Here is a 21,828-nt window from a genome sequence, read left to right as displayed (position 1 = left end):
GGAACCACTTCCAAGGAGACAAGCAATGCCTACCCCTACCAAGGGCGCGCGGCTCGGCGGTAGCCCGGCTCACGAGCGTCTGATCCTCGCGAACCTGTCGACGTCGCTCTTCGAGCACGGCCGGATCACGACCACCGAGACCAAGGCCAAGCGCCTGCGTCCGCTGGCCGAGCGTCTGATCACGTTCGCGAAGAAGGGCGACCTGTCCGCCCGCCGCCGTGTCCTCACGGTCGTGCGCGACAAGGGCGTGGTGCACACGCTCTTCACCGAGATCGCCCCGGCCATGGCCGAGCGCAACGGTGGCTACACGCGCATCACCAAGATCGGCACCCGCAAGGGCGACAACGCGCCGATGGCGGTCATCGAGCTCGTCACCGAGCCCGTGAGCCCCAAGCAGGCCGTCGTCAAGGAGGCCACCAAGGCCACCGAGAAGGCTGCCCCGGTCGAGGACGCGCCCGTCGAGGACGCTCCGGTCGAGGAGACCCCCGCCGAGGACGTCAAGGACGCCCCGGCCGAGGACGCCGCCGAGGAGACCCCCGCGGACGAGACCGCCGAGGAGAAGAAGGAGGCCTGAGCCCCCTTTCTCCCGCACGACGCCGGGCCGCACCTTCCGTACGGAGGGTGCGGCCCGGCGTCGTCGTGCGTTCCGTTGCGCATCGCGCTGTGCATCGTGTCGGGCATCGTGTCGCGCGTAGTGCGCTTCTACCCAGTCATCAGGCCCGGAGAACAGCTCGATTCCGGGCCTGATGACTGGGTAGAGGCGCACTTACGCCGGCGGGAGGTCCCAGGCCCGGGCGCCGCCGACCAGGGCCGCCGAGTTGGGGACGATGACGACGTCGTCGCCCAGGCGGGTCAGCGCGGACGGCGTGATGCAGCGTGAGTTCCCGCCGCCGATGTAGAGGCGGTCCCAGTGGAACACCGGGCGCAGCCCGTCCACCACGGTGACGACGCGGCGCGACCAGAGTCCGTCCCCGAGCCGGCGCCGCTCGGGTTCGCCGATGTACTGGTCGTAGGTGAGGCTGCGGCGGACCGGCGCGTGCGACCACTCCAGGTGCGGTGCGATCCGCCCGCCGTGGAACATCGCCGTCCCCAGGCCGGTGCCCAGCGTGATCACCAGCTCCAGGCCCGACGCCGCGACCACGCCCGCGCCGTGCACCTCCGCGTCGTTGAGGACGAGCGCCGGCAGGCCCAGCCGCTCGGCGACAGCGGCGCGCATGTCGAAGTTGCGCCAGGCGTCCGCCAGGGCGGGGACCACGCGTGACCGCGGCCCCGACCGGGTGATGTAGTGCGGCGTGTGCACGACGACGCCGCTGCGGATCATGCCGGGGAGCCCCACCGTGACCCGGGCGGCCGCGGGCAGGTCGGTGGCGATCTTCGCGATCGTGTCGACGAGCAGCTCGGGCGGCAGCGGATACGGTGTCGGGACGCGGACCGGTGTCGCGTGGGCGGTGCCGGACGCGTCGAGGACGGCCGCCTTGATCCCGCCGCCCCCGCAGTCCACGGCCAGCGTGAGAGTCTCTGCCATGACGTCACTGTACGAACCTCGGCGCGGGAATCGGGGAGGATGAGCGTGTGAACCAGCTCATCAGGGTCCGCCTCGACCTGGCCTACGACGGCACGGACTTCGCGGGCTGGGCCCGGCAGCCCGGACTGCGCACCGTGGAGGGTGCCCTGGAGACCGGGATCGCCCGGGTGCTGCGGACCGAGCAGCGCGGGCTGCCGGCGCCCCGGCTCACGGTCGCCGGCCGCACGGACTCGGGCGTCCACGCGCGCGGGCAGGTGGCGCACGTGGACGTCGACCGGGAAGGCTGGGCTGCCTTGCCGGGCCGGTCCGACCGGTCACCGGGCGATTCGCTCGTGACGCGGCTGGCGGGTGTGCTGCCGGCGGACGTGGTCGTGCGCCGGGCCGCGCCGGCTCCTGCGGGCTTCGACGCCCGGTTCTCAGCCCTGCGCCGGCGCTACACGTATCGCATCGCCGACGACCCCGGCCTGCGCGACCCCCTGCGCCGTAGCCACGTCCTGTGGACCCGCCGTGCGCTCGACGCCGAGGCGATGGACGCCGCGGTCCGGCCGCTCGTCGGCCTGCGGGACTTCGCCGCGTACTGCAAGCCCCGGCCCGGGGCGACGACCATCCGCGAGCTGCAGCGCATCGCCTGGGAGCGGCCGGCCGAGGGGCCGGACGCGGGGCTCGTGGTGGCGCACGTCGTCGCCGACGCGTTCTGCCACAACATGGTCCGGGCGCTCGTGGGGGCGTCGATCGCGGTGGGGGAGGGGCGGCGTCCGGTCGGCTGGCCCGCGGAGCTGCTGGCGAGCCGACGCCGGGATGCCGGGGTGTTCGTGGTGCCGCCCGAGGGGCTGTGCCTGGAGGAGATCACGTTCCCGCCGGACGCCGAGCTCGCGTCCCGCGCGGACGCCGTCCGTGCGAAGCGGATGGACGAGGAGGTCTGGGACGACCTCCCGACCGCGAGATAGAACTGCAGCGAGGCAGAACGGCCTGGTCGGCGTCCTACCTCGCTGCAGTTCTCCCTCGGCGGCGGGTCAGGGCTCCTCGACCCAGTGGACGGCGGCCTCCTCGGCGCTCGCTCCCGCACCGTCGATGCCCGCGTCCGTGCCGTACAGGTCGTTCTCGCGGTTGCCGTCCTCGGCCGCGTAGCTGCCGGGGTCGGCGTCCGGGTCGGAGACCAGGCGGCCCGCGCGCGACGTGTCGGTGCGGTCGAGCGGGTCCTCCTGCCAGATGTCCGGCTCCTCCTCGGCGAGGCGCTGGTCCATCGGCTCTCCCTGCCGCTCCTCCCACGAGGTCTCGCCCCAGTGGTTCGAGCGCGGGCGGTCGGGCGGGGAGTAGCCCTCGTCGAGCAGGTCCTTCGGTCCCCGGCTGTACAGGGTGTCCTCGGTCGGGAGCTGGTCGGTGTCGCCCTCGGCGATGCCGTCCGGCCCCGGCATGGTGGCTGGGGTTTCCTCGGTCATGTTCCTACGGTGGCACCAGTTGCGCGTGGACGCCACAGTGCCGGTGCGAATGCGTCGACGTGGTGAACGTCATGCCCGTCCCGTGCGCCGGCAGCCCGCTTCGCTTTGACCCTCGGGGAAACGGCCAGGTATTCTATTGAGTCGTTGTGCTCTGTCACCGGCGTTCCTGCGTCGGCACCGCGCCCACTCGCGTGCCGACGTCCGGCCCGGACGTCACCTTGACTCCCGCGCACAACGACCTGACTCATCGGGCGCCGCTTCTCGCCCGACGACACCGCAAACGAAAAGGTTACGAACCGTGCGTACGTACACCCCCAAGCCCGGCGACGTCCAGCGCGACTGGTACGTCGTCGACGCGACCGACGTCGTCCTGGGCCGCCTGGCCAGCCAGGTCGCCAATCTGCTGCGCGGGAAGCACAAGCCGACCTTCGCTCCGCACGTCGACGGCGGTGACTTCGTCATCGTCATCAACGCGGACAAGGTCGCGCTGAGCGGCAACAAGCGTCAGACCAAGATGGCGTACCGCCACTCGGGCTACCCGGGCGGCCTCACGGCCACCCCGTACGGCGAGCTGCTGGACACCAAGCCGGAGCGCGCCATCGAGAAGGCTGTGCGCGGCATGATCCCCAAGACCTCGCTCGGTCGGACTCAGCTGACCCACCTGAAGGTCTACGCAGGCCCTGAGCACCCGCACACGGCGCAGCAGGCCAAGCCGTTCGAGATCACCCAGGTTTCGCAGCAGGCCTGAGGCCGCTGCCGGATCGCAACGCGAAGGACGCGAGGACACCACAGTGGCTGAGACCACCGTCGACATCGAGCAGGGCGCCGAGACGCCCAGCACCTACACCACCGAGACGGCCGCGCCGGCAACGCGCGGTTCGTCCATCACCGCCCCGGCCCAGGCCCTCGGGCGCCGCAAGGAGGCCGTGGCGCGCGTGCGCCTGGTCCCCGGCACCGGCACCTGGAAGATCAACGGCCGCACCCTCGAGGACTACTTCCCGAACAAGGTGCACCAGCAGCTGGTCAACTCCCCGCTGAACCTGGTCGAGGTCGAGGGCCGCTTCGACGTCATCGCCCGCATCACGGGTGGTGGCACGTCGGGCCAGGCCGGCGCGCTGCGCCTGGGCATCGCCCGTGCGCTGAACGCCATCGACGCCGAGGCGAACCGCCCCGAGCTGAAGAAGGCCGGCTTCCTGCGCCGCGACGACCGCAAGGTCGAGCGCAAGAAGGCCGGTCTCAAGAAGGCCCGCAAGGCTCCGCAGTACAGCAAGCGCTGACGCGCTGACGACAGCCGGAGCACAGGCTCGGGCCGAGGTACGAGGCCAGAGCCTGTGCTCCGGCCGAGGAAGCGCGGCGACGAGCACAGTCAGTGCCCGGCCGGGTGGCCCCGCCGAACAGTATCGACACTGTTCAGCGGGGCCATCCGCATTTCCGGCACCGGCCGGACGCCCACTACGGTGGGACTGGAACGATCTGAGGAGACGCGGTATGGGCAGGCTGTTCGGCACCGACGGGGTTCGGGGCCTCGCCAACAAGGACATCACGGCGGAGCTGGCACTGGAGCTGGGCGTCGCCGCCGCTCGGGTGCTGACCGCGCAGGGCGAGCTGCTGGGCCCGCGACCACGGGCCGTCGTCGGACGTGACACGCGGGCCTCCGGCGAGTTCCTCGCGGGCGCCGTCGCCGCAGGCCTCGCCTCGGCGGGAGTCGACGTCGTGATGCTCAACGTGCTGCCGACGCCCGCGCTGGCCTACCTGGTGACGGAGCTGGAGGCCGACCTCGGGGTCATGGTCTCGGCGTCGCACAACCCCATGCCGGACAACGGGATCAAGTTCTTCGCCCGCGGCGGCCTCAAGCTCGACGACGCCGTCGAGGACGCGATCCAGGCCACGCTGGGCGAGGACTGGGAGCGGCCCACGGGCGCCGACGTCGGGCGGATCCGCACCGACGGGCAGGCCGCCGCCGAGCGGTACGTGCGGCACCTCACCGACAGCGTCGGGACCACCCCGGACCACCGGCCCCTCGAGGGGCTGCGCATCGCGCTGGACTGCGCCAACGGTGCCGCCAGCGAGGTGGGGCCGGAGGCGCTGCGCGCGGCGGGCGCCGACGTCGTGGTGATGAACGCCAGCCCCGACGGCCGGAACATCAACGAGAAGTGCGGCTCCACGCACCCGGAGCAGCTCCAGGCCGTGGTGGTGGCGTCGGAGGCGGACTTCGGCGTCGCGTTCGACGGCGACGCCGACCGCTGCCTCGCCGTCGACCACACGGGCGCGATCGTGGACGGCGACCAGATCCTCGGGATCCTCGCCACCGCGCTCAAGCAGGAGGGGCGTCTGCCGGGCGACACGCTCGTGGTCACGGTGATGAGCAACCTCGGCCTCATCCTGGCCATGCGGGAGCAGGGGATCACGACGGTGCAGACCGCCGTCGGCGACCGGTACGTGCTGGAGGAGATGCGCGCCCAGGGCTACGGCCTGGGCGGGGAGCAGTCGGGCCACATCATCCTGGCCGAGCACGCCACGACGGGTGACGGTGTGCTCTCGGCGCTGCACCTCGCGGCGCGGGTCAAGGCGTCGGGCAAGCGCCTGGCCGATCTCGCGGGTGAGATCGAGCGCCTGCCGCAGACGCTCGTCAACGTGCGCGGCGTGGACAAGTCCCGCGCCGGGACCGACGAGGGCGTGCAGGCGGCCGTCGCCGACGCGGTGGCGCGCCTGGGCGACACCGGCCGGGTGCTGCTGCGCCAGTCCGGTACCGAGCCGCTGGTGCGCGTCATGGTGGAGGCGCCGGCGCAGGACGAGGCGGACAAGGTGGCCGAGGACCTGGCGGCCGTCGTACGGGAGCGGCTCGCGCTGTAGCGGCCTCCTCGCCCGCGGGCAGGACGGCGGGGCCGGCGTGAACGCCCCGTGAATCCTTGGGAAGCGGGGTTGTCCCAGGGGTACCCCTGATGCGTTTCAGGGGTACCCCTTGCGTAGGCTGGATGCAGGCACTATGAGGTGCCGCTCTCCACCCGCCCCGGGAAGCGCCCCGGCCGAGACTTCCGAGGTCCTGTGCTCGAACTCATCTCCGCAGTCCTGAGCGCCACCGAGGCGTGGATCCTCGCGATGGCGGCCTCGCCGTGGATCTACCCGGCGATGTTCGCCTTCGCGACCATCGACGGCTTCTTCCCGCCGCTGCCCAGCGAGTCCGTGGTGATCACGCTGACGGTGTCGGCGCACAGCACCGGCACGCCGTGGATGTGGCTCGTGCTCGTGGCCGCGGCAGCCGGCGCGTGGGTGGGCGACCAGATCGCCTACCAGATCGGCAAGATGATCGGCACCGACCGGGTGCCGTTCCTGCGCTCGGCACGCGGACGCCGGGCCGTGGACTGGGCGGAGCGGGCCCTTGCCCGCCGCGGTGCCTCCTTCATCCTGGCCGCGCGGTACGTGCCGATCGGGCGCGTGGCCGTGAACATGACCGCCGGGGCCGTCGGCTACCCGCGGCGCCGGTTCATGGTCATCGCCGCGATCGCGGCGGTCATGTGGGCCCTGTACTCCGCCGGGATCGGCCTGGTCGCCGCCCAGTGGCTCGGGCACGAGCCGCTGCTGGCGATCGTGATCGGCGTGGTCCTCGGCGTCGCGATGGGCTTCCTCGTCGACCAGGTGGTGGGCTGGTTCTCCCGCCGGCACCTCGGCGGCGAGCAGGACGGCGAGGCCGCCACGGACGCCGAGAAGGTCGCCGTCCCGGCCGGTGCCACCGAGATGGTCCGGGAGTACGTCCACCGGGTCGACGACCCGGCCAAGCCCCAGAAGGACCGCTGAGCCGCTAGAGCTTGCGCAGGCGGACCCGCTGCACGGCGTGGTCCGAGCCCTTGGTCAGCACCAGCGTGGCGCGGCCACGCGTCGGCAGGATGTTCTTCTCCAGGTTGGGCGCGTTGATCGACTCCCAGATGGACAGGGCCTTGTCCGTGGCCTCCTGGTCGGAGAGCGACGCATACCGCTTGAAGTAGGAGTCCGGCTTGGTGAACGCGGTGCGGCGCAGCTCCAGGAACCGGTCCACGTACCACTGCCGGATGTTCCGGGTACGGGCGTCCACGTAGATCGAGAAGTCGAAGAAGTCGCTCACCGCGACGGTCGACTCGTCGACGGCGGACGGGCGTGCCGGCTGGAGCACGTTCAGGCCCTCGACGACGAGCACGTCGGGCTTGCGCACGACGACCTCCTCGCCCGGCACGATGTCGTAGATGGTGTGGGAGTACACCGGGGCGCGGACCTCGTCCTGTCCCGCCTTGATCCGGGACAGGAAGCGGATCAGGGCGCGCCGGTCGTACGACTCGGGGAAGCCCTTGCGCTCCATCAGGCCCCGTCGCTCCAGCTCGGCGTTCGGGTAGAGGAAGCCGTCGGTCGTGATGAGCTCGACGCGCGGCGTCTCGGGCCAGCGCGCGAGCATCTCGCGCAGGACGCGCGCCGTCGTCGACTTGCCGACGGCGACCGAGCCCGCGACCCCGATGACGTACGGCGTGCGGGGCGGATCCTCGTGCAGGAAGGTCGACGTCGCACGGTGCAGGCCGCCGGTGGCCTGCACGTAGAGGTTGAGCAGGCGCGACAGGGGGCGGTAGATCGCGTCGACCTCGGCCAGGTCGATCGGGTCACCGAGACCGCGCAGGCGCTCGACGTCGTCGTCGGTCAGCGGCAGCGGGGTGGAGGCCGACAGGCGGCTCCAGGCCGCGCGGTCGAGGTCCACGTAGGGTGAGGACGGGGCGAGGGCGAGCAGGTGCTCACCGAGGTCCGTCGACGAGAACTGGGAAACCACCTGCAGCATTGTGCCCCACGCGGGCGCGAGCCTCCGCACCCGTCGGCTGCCGGTGGCTCCGCAGCGGCCCTGTGAGGCCCGTCATGGGGGCAGGCTCGCTCGCTCGATAGACTCGCGCGCATGTGTGGGATCGTCGGGTACACCGGAACATCAGTCGCGTCGCCGAACGGCGCCGCCGCGCCGTCGGGCACGCCCCTCGACGTGGCCATCGAGGGGCTGCGCCGCCTCGAGTACCGCGGCTACGACTCGGCCGGTGTCGCGCTCGTCGCGCCCGGGCTGGACGGTGTCGCCTGGGCCAAGAAGTCGGGCAAGCTGGCGAACCTGATCGAGGTGCTCGACCACGACCCGCTGCCGCAGGCGACCGCGGCGATCGGGCACACCCGCTGGGCCACGCACGGCGGTCCGACCGACGCCAACGCCCACCCGCACCTCGCCGACGGCGACCGGCTGGCGGTGATCCACAACGGCATCGTGGAGAACTTCGCGCAGCTCAAGAACGAGCTGCTGGCCGACGGGGTGGTCTTCCGGTCCGAGACCGACACCGAGGTGGCGGCGCACCTCGTGGCCAAGGCGTACCGCGAGTCGGGCGACCTGACCGACGCCATGACCACGGCCGCCGGGCGGCTGGAGGGTACCTTCACGCTGCTGGCGGTCCACGCCGACGCCCCGGACACCGTGGTGGGCGCCCGGCACGACTCCCCGCTCGTGGTGGGCCTCGGCGAGGGCGAGAACTTCCTCGGTTCCGACGTGGCCGCGTTCATCGCGCACACGAAGGAGGCCCTCGAGCTGGGCCAGGACCAGGTGGTCACGATCACGCCGACGTCCGTGACGGTGACCGACTTCGACGGCAAGCCTGCCGAGGCCAAGCGCTACACCGTGGACTGGGACGCCGCGGCCGCCGAGAAGGGCGGCTTCGACTCGTTCATGGACAAGGAGATCCACGACCAGCCGCAGGCCGTGGCCGACACGCTGCTCGGCCGCACGGACGCCGCGGGCGCGCTCGTGCTGGACGACCTGCGCATCGACGAGTCGGTGCTGCGCGCCGTGAACAAGATCATCGTCGTGGCGTGCGGCACCGCCGCCTACTCCGGGCACGTGGCCAAGTACGCGATCGAGCACTGGTGCCGCATCCCCGTCGAGGTCGAGCTGGCGCACGAGTTCCGTTACCGCGACCCGATCCTCGACGAGCGCACCCTGGTGGTGGCCGTGACGCAGTCCGGCGAGACCATGGACACCCTCATGGCCGTGCGGCACGCGCGTGAGCAGGGCGCGAAGGTGATCTCGATCGTCAACACCCACGGCTCCACCATCCCGCGCGAGTCCGACGCGGTGCTGTACACGCACGCCGGGCCCGAGATCGCCGTCGCCTCCACCAAGGCCTTCCTGGCGCAGATCACCGCCGCCTACGTGCTGGGCCTGTACCTCGCCCAGCTGCGCGGCAACAAGTTCCCCGACGAGATCGCGACCCTGCTCGACGAGCTGCGGGCCATGCCGCGCAAGATCCAGACCGTCATCGAGCGCGGCGAGTACGTGCGCGCGACGGCCCGGTCCATGGAGAAGTCCGACAAGGTGCTGTTCCTCGGGCGCCACGTCGGGTTCCCGGTGGCCCTGGAGGGCGCGCTCAAGCTCAAGGAGCTCGCGTACATCCATGCCGAGGGCTTCGCAGCGGGCGAGCTCAAGCACGGCCCGATCGCCCTGATCGACGAGGGCCAGCCCGTGTTCGTGGTGGTGCCCTCGCCACGGGGACGCGACTCCCTGCACTCCAAGGTCGTCTCGAACATCCAGGAGATCCGCGCCCGCGGCGCGCGCACGCTGGTGATCGCCGAGGACGGGGACGACGCGGTGCGTCCGTACGCCGACGAGATCTTCTGGATCCCGCAGGCGCCCACGCTGCTCCAGCCGCTGCTGGCCGTGGTGCCGCTGCAGATCTTCGCCATGGCGCTCGCCACGGCCAAGGGCCTGGACGTGGACCAGCCGCGCAACCTCGCCAAGTCCGTCACGGTGGAGTGACGCCCCGCCCCGCGGGCATCCGGGATGTCGGTGGCTCCGTCTAGGGTCTGGCCTGACGAGAGGAGCGCCGATGGCGTACGTGGAGGTCGACGGGGTCCGGGTGCACTACGTGGAGCACGGGCCGCCGCCCGGTGCCGGGGTGCGCACGGCGGTGCTGGTGCACGGGTTCCCGGTGGACCACCGGATCATGACGAGCGCCTTCGAGCCGGTCTTCGGGGCCCGTCCCGGCTGGCGCCGGCTCTACGTCGACCTGCCCGGCATGGGGCGTACGGCGGCGCCCGACGTCGCGAGCACCGACGACGTGTTCCGGATCCTGCGGGGGACGGTCGAGGCGCTCGTGCCCGAGGGGCCGTACGTCGTCGTCGGGCAGTCGTACGGTGGCTACCTGGCGCGGGGACTGACGGCCGCCGACCCGGAGCGGGTCGCGGGACTGGCCGCGGTCGTGACGGTGGTGGACGCCCGCCACGAGCTGCGGCAGGTCCCGGAGCACCGGGTGCTGGTGCGGGAGCCGGCGCTCGCCGAGCGGGTCGGTACCGAGGTACTGGACGCGGAGGACACGCTCGTCGTGCAGACGACCGAGACCTGGGAGTGGGCACGCCGGGTGGTGGATCCGGGGCTCGCGGCCGCCGACCCGGCGGCGGTCGCCCGGCTCGAGGCGAGCTACGCGGGGACGTTCCCCGTGGAACCTGCGCCGTTCGAGGGGCCCGCCCTCATCCTGGTCGGGCGGCAGGACGCGACCACGGGGTACCGCGACGCCTGGGGGCTCGTGGAGCACTACCCGCGGGCGACGTTCGCGGTGCTGGACCGGGCAGGGCACGCGCTCGACATCGAGCAGTCGACGCTGTTCGCGGCGCTGGTGGGCGAGTGGCTCGACCGCGTCGAGGAGGCGGTGCCGGTCTGACCAGGCGCCCGTCAGCTCGATACCGCGACGACTATCAGCAGCGTGACGATCGCGGCGATCACGACGCCGAAGACGACGACCATGACCACGGGGAAGGGGAGCTTGTCGTCGTCCTCCGGCATGGCAACTCCTCCGCATGAAAAGAGGCGCGCTGCGCTATGCAGGCGCCGTCTTTACCTCTGCATTACGGCGATATGGTGCCGCAAAACGGTCATCTCGCGCAAGGCCGTCGGTGTGATGGGGTGGACCTAGGCTGGGCCCATGATCATCGGGACGGGTATCGACGTCGTCGACGTGGACCGCTTCATGGAGACGCTCGCCCGCACGCCCCGGTTGCGCGAGAAGCTGTTCACCGAGGTCGAGCGCGAGCTGCCGCCGGCGTCCCTGGCCGCGCGGTTCGCGGCCAAGGAGGCCATCGCCAAGTCGCTCGGCGCGCCGGGGAACCTGCGCTGGCACGACGTCACGGTGCACCGCACGGTCGGTGGCCCGCCCCGGATCGACGCGCGCGGCACCGTCGCGGCGCGGGCCGCGGAGCTCGGGGTGCGTACCTGGCACATCACCATCTCCCACGACGCGGGGATCGCGTCGGCCATGGTGATCGCGGAGGGCTGACCCACCGAGACGGAACGGGGGCGGGACCACGTGGTCCCGCCCCCGTTCTCGCTCGCTGCCGGCAGGGGGCTACTGGAGCTCCGGGATGACCTGCTTCTCGAAGAGCTCGATGCCGCTGGTGTCGTAGGCCGCCTCCTGGAAGTACGTGATCGCGTACTCCAGGCCGCGGCCGTTCATGTCCTGCAGGCGCTCGACGATCTGCTCCGGCGTGCCGACCAGCAGGCCGCTGCGCCAGTTGGCGATCTCCCGCTCCGCCGTGCCGGGTACCGACGTGCGCAGGTGCGCCTCGATCCAGTCCAGCCGCTCGGCGACCTCGGCGTCGTTCTCGCCGATCACCACGTTGTAGTTCGAGGACCGTGTGATCTCGCCGAAGTCGCGGCCCACGTCCTTGCAGTGCGCCTCGAGCACGCCCGACTTGTGGGTGAAGCCCTCGGGCGACCCGTCGAAGTTGGTGTACTGGGCGTGCTGCGCGGCGATGCGCAGCGTCTTCTTCTCGCCGCCGCCCGCGATCCACAGGGGGATGGACGGTACCTCGGCGCCGCCGTCGCCCACGGGGAGCTGCTGCAGCGGCTGCGGGTAGCACAGCGCGCCGTCGACCTGGTAGCGCTTGCCGTCGAACGTGCCCGAGGACCCGGTGCGCCACATGGCCGACATGATCTGCACACCCTCGTCCAGCGCGCGCAGGCGTTCGCCCGCGGACGGGAAGCCGTACCCGTAGGCCCGCCACTCGTGCTCGTACCAGCCGGCGCCGATGCCCATCTCGATGCGCCCGCCGGAGATCGTGTCGATGGTCGAGGCCACCTTGGCCAGGTAGGTCGGCTCCCGGTAGGCCATGCAGGTGCACATCTGACCCAGGCGGATCCGCTGCGTCGCGGCCGCGAACGCGGCCATCAGCGACCACGCCTCGTGGGTGGCCTCGGTCGAGGGCGCGGGCGTGGTGTGGAAGTGGTCGTACACCCAGGCCGACTCCCAGGCGAACTCGCCGCCCGGGACAGCCTCGCCCGCGGCCTGGTTCTCCGCACGGTGCACGAGGGACAGCATGGTCGCCCACTGGTCGGCGGGCGCCACGTCGACGAGGTCGAAGCGCCAGCCCTGTGGGATGAAGAGTCCGAATCGCATGTCCCGACCCTATGCCGACCCGGTTCCGCACGGGAGAGATGGTCCATATTGTCGGTTCTGTTACGCGTGGCGGCGGCCGACCCGGCACTATAGGACCGTGAAAGACGCGTGGACCTCGGACGAGATACGCAAGGCGGAGGAGCCCCTGATCGCCGCCGGTGAGCCGCTCATGGCGCGGGCGGCCTACGGGCTGGCCCAGGTGGTGCTGCGGGAGGTGGCGGGGCGGCGGGCCGCGGGCAGGCCCGGGACGGCGCTGCCCGCCCGGCGCGCCGGCGTCCGGCTGCGCGGCAGCCTCGGTTCCGACGGGCTCCCCGGCACGGCCCGGCTCCGCCCGGCGCGCCGGCTCGGCGAGCGGGTGGCCAGCGCAGCGGTGGCCGGTGCTCCGGCAGGAGACGCGTCCCGGTCCGGCGGCGGGACCGGTCGGGGCGACGTGCGCGGCGCGCGCGCCGTGCTGCTGGTCGGCCCCGGCAACAACGGCGGCGACACCCTGTTCGCGGGCGCGCACCTCGTCCGGCGTGGCCTGCGGGTGACCGCCGTCCTCGCGTCGGTGCGCGCGCACGAGGCGGGGCTCGCCGCGTTCCGCGAGGCCGGCGGAGAGGTGGCGAGCCTGTCCGACGTCCGCGTGCCCGCCGTCGTCGAGTCCGTGCTCGGTTCCGACGTGCTGCTCGACGGTCTGGTCGGCGTCGGTGCGCGGGGTGCCCTGCGCCCGCCCGCGGGCGGCCTGGTCCGCGCGCTCGCCGAGGCCCGCGCGGCGGCGGGCGACCGCTGGCCGTACACGGTCGCCGTCGACATCCCCAGTGGCATCGGCGTGGACGACGGCGTGGTGCCCGGCCCGGTGCTGCGTGCGGACCGGACCGTGACGTTCGGCGCCCTCAAGCCCGGCCTGCTGCTGCCGCCCGCGGCGGGGACGGCCGGCGTGGTCGAGCTGGTCGACGTCGGCTTCCCCGCTGTTCCGGGTGCCCGCGCGCGGCGCGGCGGAGTCGCCCGGCACGCCTGGGGGACCACCGACCCGGCTGCGGGCCGCGTGCTGCGCATGGAGCCGGCCGACGTGGCCGCCCTCTGGCCCGTGCCGGGCCCGGACGACCACAAGTACACGCGCGGTGTGGTCGGCGTGGTCGCCGGGACCAGCACCTACCCGGGGGCCGCCGTGCTCGCGACGTCGGGTGCCGTGCACGCGGGCGCCGGGATGGTGCGCTACCTGGGCCCCGAGGCGGTCGGGACACGGGTGCTGCTCGCGCGGCCCGAGGTGGTCGTGGCGGGCGGACGGGTGCAGTCCTGGGTGCTCGGCCCCGGTGTCCCCGCGCTGGACCCGGACGACGAGGGCCCGGACGACGACGGCCAGGCCCGGCGGATCTTCGGGGCGCTCGCGGCGGTGACCGGGGTGCTGTCCGAGGACGTGACCGGCGGCCGGATGCCTGCCGTCGTCGACGCGGGCGCGCTCACGATGCTGGAGCACCGGCTGCCGGCATCAGCGGTGCTGACCCCGCACGCGGGCGAGCTGGCGGAGCTGCTGCGAGGGCTCGGCCACGACGTCGACCGGGCGGCGGTGGAGGCCCGCCCGCTCCGCTGGGCGCGCACCGCCCACCAGGCGACCGGTGCGACCGTCCTGCTCAAGGGTGCGATCACGGTGGTGGCGGGGCCGGGCGACGTCTACGCGCAGGCCGACGCACCGCCCTGGACCGCCACCGCGGGTGCGGGGGACGTGCTCGCCGGGATCCTCGGGGCGCTGCTCGCCGGCCGTTCGGCGGAGGCGGTCGAGGACCCCGCGCTCCCGGCGCGGCTCGCAGCCGCCGCGGCGCTCGTGCACGGCCGGGCTGCGGCCCGGGCGTCGGCGGGTGGCCCGGTGGCCGCGCTGGAGATCGCCCGGGCGGTGCCCGCGGTCGTCGCGGAGCTGCTGGCGGGTCGCGGGCGATGAGCGAACGCGTCGTCGTTGTGCGCCGCGCTGACCGGCCACCACCGCAGCGAGGACGCCACGCTGTTCGACGTCGTGCTCGACGGCGCCGACCGTCCTGCTGCCGACCTCCAGAAGATGCTTGGACCGCTTGCCTGATGTAATGGAATGGGCATTACGGAATTACTTCCGTACCACAGTCACAATCTGCACGATTCATCTCCTGCCATAGACTCCTGACGCGCTGCTCATCAATATTCATGTAAGTCGCGAATTGGGGTTTGCGTGCCATCAAGCTACGGGCCTTCCGTGGCCGTGCCTCCGGCGGTGCCGGGGTCGACGTCGGGCAAGGAAGGCGGCAGGGGGAGGGACCACGTGGTCCACGGGCGTGATCGAGAGCTGCGGGTCATCGGGCACTTCGCGACCGACCTGGACCCGACGGTCCTCGTCGTGCGCGGGCTGAGCGGGATCGGCAAGACCGCCACGGTGCTCCAGGCGCTGAAGCAGGTCGGTGCGGGGTCGTCGGCGGTCCGGGTGGTCCGGCCGTGCTCCCCGCGCCCCTCGGCGCACGACCTCGACAACAACCGGCGCATCGACCTGTCGGCGTGGTCCGTGCCGGACCACCTGGAGCACGGGACCGACTTCGACGCCGCCGGTTTCCTCCGCGCGGTCTCGGCCTGGGCCGTGCCGGACCACCTGGACGGCGAGTCGGGGCCGCGGGTCCTCTTCATCGACGACGTCGGGGTGCTGACCCCCGACCGCGCCCGCTGGCTCCAGCACCTGGCGGACGAGGCGTACGGGCAGGACTGGCGCGTCATCGCCGCGGTGCGCAGCATCGCGGTCGAGTCCCTCTCCGACGACGTGGAGGTGCTGGAGCTCGGCCCCCTCGACCGGACCGCCCTGCGGCGCGTGCTCGACCTGGAGCTCAGCGGCCCGGTGGCCGCCGACGTCGTCGAGCAGCTGCGCTGGTGGAGCGCGGGCAACCCGCGCCTGGCGCTCGAGCTCGCGGGCTCGCTGACCGGCGCGGAGCTGCGCGGGGACGCCGCCTGGGCCGGGCCCGACGGCGTCGGGTCGGCCGCCCGGCGGGCGTACCGCTCGATGCTGGCCGGGCTCGACCCGGCGACCGCGGCCGCCCTGGCGGCCGCCCCGCTGACGCCGGCCGTGCCGGCCCGCCGGGAGGACCGCGCCGTGCGGCACCCCCTCCTGGCGCTGCTGTGCCGGGAGGTGCGCGGCGTCGACGGTCTCCCCGACGTGCACGAGACCGCGGACCGGGACCTGACCGGGCCCGGCGTCGCCGTCGACGTCCTCGACGGGCTGTACCTCGACGAGCTGCCCGCGCGGGCCTGGGCGGTCGTGGCGGCCTCGCCCGAACCGCGCCTGGCCGCGCGGGCCGTCGGGGTGTCCCTGCTGGCGGGCCGGGCGTGGACCGACCATGCGGACGGGCCGCTGGTGCCGGACGGCGTCGGGCCGGAGTGGACCGACCACCTGTGGTGGCGGGACCCCGAGGGGATCGGTGCGGCCGCGCGGGCCGCCGGCGCACGCGTCGCCGAGGCGCTGCTGCGCCTGGAGGACTCCGGGGACCTGCCCCACCCCGGCCGGCTCCGGGAGGACCTGCGGCTGATCGGGTCGACGCCCGGCCAGGACTGGGTGGGCGTCGAGATCCAGGTGCGCGCCCTCCTCATGCTGGGCGACGTGGTGAGTGCCCGGGCCCTGCTCGCGGACCACTCGGGCGCGGCGACGGGCCGGGCGGTCGCGGAGATCGTGGCGCGCGACCTCGCCGCGGCCCGGGTCGCGGCGTTCGACGGCCGTGCGGTCGACGTCCGCGCGCACCTGGCCCACGCGGCGGAGCTGCGCCCGTCGGTCGACGAGTGGCTGCCCGCGCGCGGCATGCGCGCGTCGGCGGACGCGGTGGTCGACGGGACCGTGCCGGCCAGCAGCATGCCGGCCCAGGCCGGGAGCTGGTCGGCGCGCGTGCTCGGCGAGTACGCCGCGGACCTCGGCGCGGCGCACCTCGTGGTCGGTCAGGCGGAGGGCGCGGTGGCGCTGCTGACCATCGCGCTCGAGCACTGCGCCTGGCCGTACCGCGGCCGGGTGCAGGTGCGGTGCGACCTCGTGGAGGCCGTCATGGCCTCGACCCCGCCGGGTCAGGTGGGCCCGCGGACCCGCCGGCTGATCGAGCCGCCCGTCGCTCCCGAGGAGCGGACGGCGCCCGACGTCGCGGCGGCCTGGTCACGGCTCAACGCGCTCCTCGCCGACGACGGTGCGCCGTCGGCGGCCTTCGAGGCGGCGCTGCACGCGCCGCCCGCGCCGATGTCGCCGTGGCAGCGCGTGCGCATGCTCGTCGCGTACGGCCGGTACGCCGTGACGCGTGGCGGGCGCACCGCGGGCATCGCGATGCTCGACGAGGCCCGGACGCTCGTGCGCCTGGCCGGGATGGCCGGCTGGCTGCGTGGCATCGACACGTTCCTCGCCGAGACGGAGGCCAGCGGCGGCGCCGGGCCCGAGTGGGAGGTCCTCGGCGGGCACGAGCGGGAGATGGTGCGGCTCGCGGTGCACGGCGCGACCAACTCGCAGATCGCGCAGGCGACCTTCGTCTCCGAGCGGACGGTCGTGAACCGGCTGCGCCGCGCGTACGCGACGCTCGGCATCCGCGACCGCAGGGACCTGGTCCGGCTCGCCGAGACCCGCCCGCCGGCCTGGCTCGCCGGTAGCTGATCCGCGACTCAACGCAGATTTTTCACCCGCGGGCGGGTTGATATTTCACCCGGCAATTCGGACTACTTTCGCATCTTTCCGCTGCCCTGCTGGTCAATGCCTTTGTCATGGCTCGGTATGTCTCGAACGCATGCGGATGTGCGTTCTGTTGCGTCAGCGCACGATTACCGCTCTGCCTGGCAGGTCCCTGGGAACCACTGTTCGCTGATGCCCGGGCATCGGTGTGCATGTGCCACCGCCCCGACCGATCCGGACGTGATCACGTACCGATCCGGACGCTTTTCTTGAAGCGTGATTATGGAGGAGTGAGTTCTTTTGAACCGAACGCAAGTACCGTCCCGGCGCCGGAGGGGAAGCGTCACGTGGCGCCGGTCCCTGGCGACGGCCGCGGCATCGGCAGTCGTGGTCACGGCCACTGGACTCCCGGCGGTCGCGGTGGACAACTACCCGGAGGAGCCGTCCGAGGCCGCCGCGAGCGTGCTCGACTCGACGCTCTTCCAGGAGGCCCTGCTCGCAGCGGCCTACTCGGACGCGGGCTCGGAGTCGAACCCCGGTCCGAACGAGGGCAACCTCAACGTCGAGCTGCTCGGCTCGCAGCTCGTGACGCTCGGTGACGTCGAGGTCCCCCTCGACCAGATCCTGGACTTCGGTCAGCTCGGTGCGCTGGCCAGCAAGAGCGAGGCCTCGTCCCCGCTCGACGCGTACGCGGTGTCCGGCCTGGCCGGTGCCGACGGTGGCGTGACGCTCGACGGCGCCACCGAGGACTTCGGCAAGGCGTCCGTGGATGTCCTGTCCGTCGCGCGCCTGCTGGGCGTCGACGGCCTCACCGACCAGATCGTCGACCAGCTCCTGCTCGAGGCGGGCGCCGGCGCGGCCGAGGTCAAGGCCGAGAACGGCGAGATCCTGGACCAGGACGGCGTGGGTGGCCCCGGCCAGTACCGCGTCGCGGACCTGGACCTGTTCCTGCACTCCCCGGTCATCGAGGACGCTGCCTCGTCGATCTACGACATCGGCGGCTCCATCGACACGACCGTCGAGAAGCTCATCAACGAGAACCTCGACGACAGCGCCCTCACCGGCCTGTTCGACGCGGTCCCGGGCGTCCCGACGCCGTCGATCACGGTCGACAGCAACATGCAGGAGAACCTGTTCCAGTCCGTCGTGGGCGAGCCGATCACCTCGGCCAACCAGCTCATCACCATCGACCTGTCGACGGGTCAGCTGGAGATCCACCTGGACAAGCTGGTGGACAACCCTGACGAGACCGAGGGCGGCATCAACGAGCTGCCCGCGAACTACGAGCTCATCGACGACACGACCTACCCGCTGATCGCGGAGACCGTGCACGAGCTGATGCAGGAAGTCACCCGCATCCTCATCGGTGCGATCGAGGACTCGCTCAACTCGGTGACCGTCAACATCGCGTTCTTCGAGGAGGGCCCGCTGGGTACCCTCGACGTGTCGTGGTCGCTGCCGCTGGCCGACGCCGTGAACGGGAACTTCCCCGAGGCCGTCAACAACAGCACGGGCACCCTGGCGCCGGTCGCCACGGTCCTGGTCAACACCATCAACACGCTCGGCCCGGCGCTCGCGCCGATCCTGGCCCCGGTGTACGACCTGCTGATCAGCGACGAGGGTGACAACATCTTCGAGCTGCTCATCAACGACCTCAAGACGGACTCCATCACCGCTCCGATCCGCGAGCTGCTCTCGCCGGTCTTCGAGGTGCTGGCCAAGGTCCTCTCGATCCAGATCAACCGCCAGGTGACCGACGGCGTGACCCCGACGTCGGCGACGGCGGCGGTGGAGACGTCGTTCGAGCTGTCGGCCCTGAGCATCGCGCTCCTGCCGGAGAACGAGGTTGCTCGCATCAACCTGGGCAACGCGGCCGTGCGCATCGGTGGCGACGACGGCGGTTCGGGCGAGGTCGACCCGTCGCTGACCGTGAACCCGGACTCGGTGGCCCCGGGCCAGTCGACCGTGGCGACCGGTGAGGGCTACACGCCGGACTCGACCGCCACCGTCCAGCTCACCGACCCCGAGGGCAACCCCGTGGGCGACCCGATCACGGTCGACACCGACGCCGACGGTGGGTTCACCACCCCGGTGACGGTCCCGGCCGACGCCGAGCTCGGTGACTACACCGTCGTCGGCACCGACGACACCACGGGCGAGGCCGCCGAGGCCCCGCTGGCGGTCGTCGCCGGTTCGGACATCTGCGCCATGGACCCGACCCTGACGGTCGAGCCCAGCTCCGCCTACCCGGGTGACACCGTCACCGTCGTGGGTCAGGGCTTCCCGGCCGGCGTGCCGGTCACGGTGCAGCTGCGTGACGCCGACGGCAACCCGGTCGGCGACGCGGTCACGGTCACCCCGGACGAGGCCTGCGGCTTCATCACCGACCTGACGATCCCCGAGGACGCCGAGCCCGGCGACCACGTGGTCGAGGCCGAGCCCGAGGACGGCAGCGGCGGCGCCGAGGCGCCCATCGAGATCCTCGACCCGGGCACCAACAACCCGGGTGAGTGCACCGACCCGGCCATCACGGCCGACCCGACCGTGGTCGCCGCCGGCGACGAGGTCATGATCACCGGGACGGGCTTCCCGGCCGGTGTGAACGTGGTCGTGCAGCTCTTCGACACCGAGGGCAACAAGATCGGCGAGCCCGTCACCGTGCTGGTCGACGAGGACTGCGGCTTCACCACGCCGATCACGGTTCCCGAGGGCACCGAGCCCGGCGTCATCATCGTCGACGCCCAGCCCGAGGACGGCAGCGAGGGCGCGCAGACGCCGATCGTCGTCTCCGAGAGCCTCGGTGGTGGCGACGGTCGCGACCTGACCGCGCGCTTCGAGAAGGCCGCTGTCGAGCAGGGTGACGAGCAGACCTTCTACGCCTCGGGCTTCAACCCGGGCGAAGAGGTCGTCGGCATGATCAACTCGACGTCGTTCGCGCTGGAGGCCCAGGAGGCCGACGCCGAGGGCAACGTCGAGTGGACCTTCACGGTCGACGAGCGGCTCGACACGGGCCGCCACCAGGGCATCGCCGTCAGCACGGTCGAGGGTGACTCGGCCATGGCGACGTTCGACGTGGTCGACCTGTCCGCGAGCGGCGGCGCCGGTGACGGCGACGGCGACGGTGCGGGTGCCGGCTCCGACGGTCCGCTCGCCAGCACCGGTGCGAACGTGACGGCTCTCATCGCCGCCACCGTGCTGCTGCTCGGTGCGGGTGCCGTGATGATCAAGCGCCGTCGTGAGATCAGCCAGGCCTTCGCCACGGCGATGGGCCGGTTCTCTGACGACTCGCGTTCCGCGTGATCCCGTCGGGCGCCCTGAGTCCTTGACCCGGGGAGCCTGACGCAGCAAGGCCGGCCCGGTGCGACCTCGTCGCACCGGGCCGGTCCCGTCGTAGGGGGCAGGGGCCCGTACGGGCCCCGCAGACTGAAGGGGGAGAGACGTGCCGGAGCTCTCGCCGAGGCGCAAGATGCTGCCCGCGGTCGTCGCGGCCGCGGCCATCGTCGCACTCGTCGTGACCGCCGTCCTGATCGTCGAGCGTGCGATACCCGCGGCACCGGCGCCGCGGGGGGAGGATTCGGCGGTCGCCGGCGCCGCGGACGTGGACTGCGCCGAGAACGACCCGGTCGCACAGGAGCTGGCGGGCGGTTCCACGTGGACCATGTGCTGGCGGGTCGACGCCAGCCGCGGGCTGGTGCTGGAGGACGTGCACTTCACGCCCGTCGGCCGCCGGCCCGTGCAGGTGCTCGCCGAGCTGTCCATCGGCCAGCTCGAGGTGCCGTACGACACCGGGCTGCGCAACACCGAGGACATCACCACCCAGGGCTTCGGCGGCAGCCACATGATGTCCCTGACGGAGACCGAGTGCCTGGGTGACCGCCTGGAGACGTACGTGCCGAAGATCGGCGACGGCTCCGTGGGCGGCGGGGGTGACCGGCGCCCCGTGCTCTGCCGGGAAGAGGTGGACGGCGGCATCGCCTACCGAAGCAGCGACGGCGCGGGCACCGAGGTGGCCCGCCGCAGCGAGCTGCGGCTCGCGACCATCTCGAAGGTCGGCTGGTACGAGTACGTCAGCCAGTACACGTTCGGGAGCGACGGCACCATCCGGTCCGACCTCGGCGCCACGGGTGACCTCTCGCCCGAGGACTACGGGGACGACCCCGCCCACGGCTGGCCCGTCGGGCCGGGGGACACGGACTACGCCACCAGCCACTCGCACAACGCGGTCTGGCGCGTGCACTGGGCGCTCGGCGGACGGGGCGGGCAGGTGGTCGAGCAGTACGACGCGGCGCCGACCGGCGAGGAGGGCCCGCGCGCGCCGCTCGTGGAGGGCAGGATGACCCGGATCCCGCACGAGGGCACCGCCCGGGCCGCCGACCGGCGCTGGTGGCGCGTCGTCAACCCCCAGGTGCTCAACGACGACGGCCACCCCATCTCGTACCAGGTGGACCTGGGGGCGACCACGCCGTTCCAGCTCACGCAGGACCACCACCACGAGGACGGCGGCACGGGCGACGACGGCTACACCATCGCGTTCACCGAGGCGGACGACTGCCAGCTCTTCGCCACGGCCAACAAGGACGGCGCGTGCGGGTCGGGGGTGCTCGACTTCGCCCAGGACGAGGCGGAGCTGTCCGACGTCGTCACCTGGGTCGCCGTCGGCTTCCACCACGTGGCGCGCGACGAGGACCAGAGCCCCATGGAGATGCACTGGCAGGGCTTCACCCTCACGCCGCGTGACCTGACGGCGCAGCGCGTCGACCTGCCGCCCGCCCGCGAGGACGTCAACGGGAAGCCGTCCCCGCTGCGCTGAGGGCG

Annotated in this window: 17 protein-coding genes; 13 read left to right on the top strand and 4 right to left on the bottom strand. The window is 72.6% G+C overall.

What is annotated here, in order from left to right; translation table 11 throughout:
* Window positions 1–25: 25 nt before the first annotated feature.
* The gene (gene rplQ, locus ACO229_RS18460) at window positions 26–574 is read left to right on the top strand and encodes a 50S ribosomal protein L17 (RefSeq protein WP_397410280.1); all 549 of its coding nucleotides are present in this window, start codon (window positions 26–28) and stop codon (window positions 572–574) included.
* 192 nt (window positions 575–766) lie between these two features.
* On the opposite strand, the gene ACO229_RS18455 is transcribed toward rplQ, so the two are convergent.
* Window positions 767–1,525, bottom strand: a complete 759-nt coding sequence (locus ACO229_RS18455) for an ROK family protein (protein ID WP_397410282.1) — start codon at window positions 1,523–1,525, stop codon at window positions 767–769.
* Window positions 1,526–1,572: 47 nt separating this feature from the next.
* Between ACO229_RS18455 and ACO229_RS18450 the strand changes: the two genes are divergently transcribed.
* On the top strand, window positions 1,573–2,472 hold the full coding sequence (locus tag ACO229_RS18450) for a tRNA pseudouridine synthase A (protein WP_423462421.1): 900 nt from the start codon (window positions 1,573–1,575) through the stop codon (window positions 2,470–2,472).
* A 66-nt stretch (window positions 2,473–2,538) separates the two neighbouring features.
* Here ACO229_RS18450 and ACO229_RS18445 read toward each other — a convergent pair whose 3' ends face one another.
* Window positions 2,539–2,964: a DUF5709 domain-containing protein gene (locus tag ACO229_RS18445; RefSeq protein WP_397410286.1), complete on the bottom strand. Its 426-nt coding sequence runs from the start codon at window positions 2,962–2,964 to the stop codon at window positions 2,539–2,541.
* A 298-nt stretch (window positions 2,965–3,262) separates the two neighbouring features.
* Here ACO229_RS18445 and rplM point away from each other — a divergent pair, with 298 nt between their 5' ends.
* From rplM to ACO229_RS18425, 4 genes are all read left to right on the top strand, one after another.
* Window positions 3,263–3,712 (top strand): 50S ribosomal protein L13, encoded by a 450-nt coding sequence (rplM, locus tag ACO229_RS18440; protein WP_397410288.1) that lies wholly within the window; start codon window positions 3,263–3,265, stop codon window positions 3,710–3,712.
* 43 nt (window positions 3,713–3,755) lie between these two features.
* The gene (rpsI, locus tag ACO229_RS18435; protein ID WP_397410290.1) at window positions 3,756–4,241 is read left to right on the top strand and encodes a 30S ribosomal protein S9; all 486 of its coding nucleotides are present in this window, start codon (window positions 3,756–3,758) and stop codon (window positions 4,239–4,241) included.
* A 211-nt stretch (window positions 4,242–4,452) separates the two neighbouring features.
* Window positions 4,453–5,817, top strand: coding sequence for a phosphoglucosamine mutase (gene glmM, locus ACO229_RS18430; protein WP_397431777.1), 1,365 nt, complete (start codon window positions 4,453–4,455; stop codon window positions 5,815–5,817).
* Window positions 5,818–6,009: 192 nt separating this feature from the next.
* The gene (locus tag ACO229_RS18425) at window positions 6,010–6,759 is read left to right on the top strand and encodes a DedA family protein (protein ID WP_423462420.1); all 750 of its coding nucleotides are present in this window, start codon (window positions 6,010–6,012) and stop codon (window positions 6,757–6,759) included.
* 4 nt (window positions 6,760–6,763) lie between these two features.
* On the opposite strand, the gene coaA is transcribed toward ACO229_RS18425, so the two are convergent.
* On the bottom strand, window positions 6,764–7,759 hold the full coding sequence (gene coaA, locus ACO229_RS18420; RefSeq protein WP_397410296.1) for a type I pantothenate kinase: 996 nt from the start codon (window positions 7,757–7,759) through the stop codon (window positions 6,764–6,766).
* 111 nt (window positions 7,760–7,870) lie between these two features.
* Between coaA and glmS the strand changes: the two genes are divergently transcribed.
* The 3 genes from glmS (at window position 7,871) to ACO229_RS18405 (ending at window position 11,273) form a co-directional block, all read left to right on the top strand.
* Window positions 7,871–9,760, top strand: a complete 1,890-nt coding sequence (gene glmS / locus ACO229_RS18415; RefSeq protein ID WP_397431774.1) for a glutamine--fructose-6-phosphate transaminase (isomerizing) — start codon at window positions 7,871–7,873, stop codon at window positions 9,758–9,760.
* Between the two features lie 70 nt (window positions 9,761–9,830).
* Window positions 9,831–10,661, top strand: coding sequence for an alpha/beta fold hydrolase (locus ACO229_RS18410; protein ID WP_397431772.1), 831 nt, complete (start codon window positions 9,831–9,833; stop codon window positions 10,659–10,661).
* 261 nt (window positions 10,662–10,922) lie between these two features.
* Window positions 10,923–11,273, top strand: coding sequence for a holo-ACP synthase (locus ACO229_RS18405; RefSeq protein WP_397431770.1), 351 nt, complete (start codon window positions 10,923–10,925; stop codon window positions 11,271–11,273).
* A 69-nt stretch (window positions 11,274–11,342) separates the two neighbouring features.
* On the opposite strand, the gene ACO229_RS18400 is transcribed toward ACO229_RS18405, so the two are convergent.
* Window positions 11,343–12,392: a TIGR03560 family F420-dependent LLM class oxidoreductase gene (locus ACO229_RS18400; protein ID WP_423462419.1), complete on the bottom strand. Its 1,050-nt coding sequence runs from the start codon at window positions 12,390–12,392 to the stop codon at window positions 11,343–11,345.
* A gap of 97 nt (window positions 12,393–12,489) precedes the next feature.
* Between ACO229_RS18400 and ACO229_RS18395 the strand changes: the two genes are divergently transcribed.
* From ACO229_RS18395 to ACO229_RS18380, 4 genes are all read left to right on the top strand, one after another.
* Entirely contained in the window at window positions 12,490–14,307 is a 1,818-nt protein-coding gene (locus tag ACO229_RS18395; RefSeq protein WP_423462418.1) for a bifunctional ADP-dependent NAD(P)H-hydrate dehydratase/NAD(P)H-hydrate epimerase, read from the top strand.
* Between the two features lie 351 nt (window positions 14,308–14,658).
* Window positions 14,659–16,998, top strand: coding sequence for a LuxR C-terminal-related transcriptional regulator (locus tag ACO229_RS18390; protein WP_397431765.1), 2,340 nt, complete (start codon window positions 14,659–14,661; stop codon window positions 16,996–16,998).
* 402 nt (window positions 16,999–17,400) lie between these two features.
* Complete coding sequence (locus tag ACO229_RS18385; protein ID WP_423462417.1) at window positions 17,401–20,313, top strand: choice-of-anchor G family protein; 2,913 nt, start codon at window positions 17,401–17,403, stop codon at window positions 20,311–20,313.
* Between the two features lie 139 nt (window positions 20,314–20,452).
* On the top strand, window positions 20,453–21,823 hold the full coding sequence (locus tag ACO229_RS18380) for a copper amine oxidase (RefSeq protein WP_423462416.1): 1,371 nt from the start codon (window positions 20,453–20,455) through the stop codon (window positions 21,821–21,823).
* Window positions 21,824–21,828 lie beyond the last annotated feature (5 nt).

It is taken from the genome of Promicromonospora sp. MS192, from assembly GCF_049532985.1.
In the GTDB taxonomy this organism is placed as follows: Bacteria; Actinomycetota; Actinomycetes; order Actinomycetales; family Cellulomonadaceae; genus Promicromonospora.
Note: the sequence above shows the minus strand (reverse complement) of the source record. Positions and strands in the feature narration are given on the sequence as shown.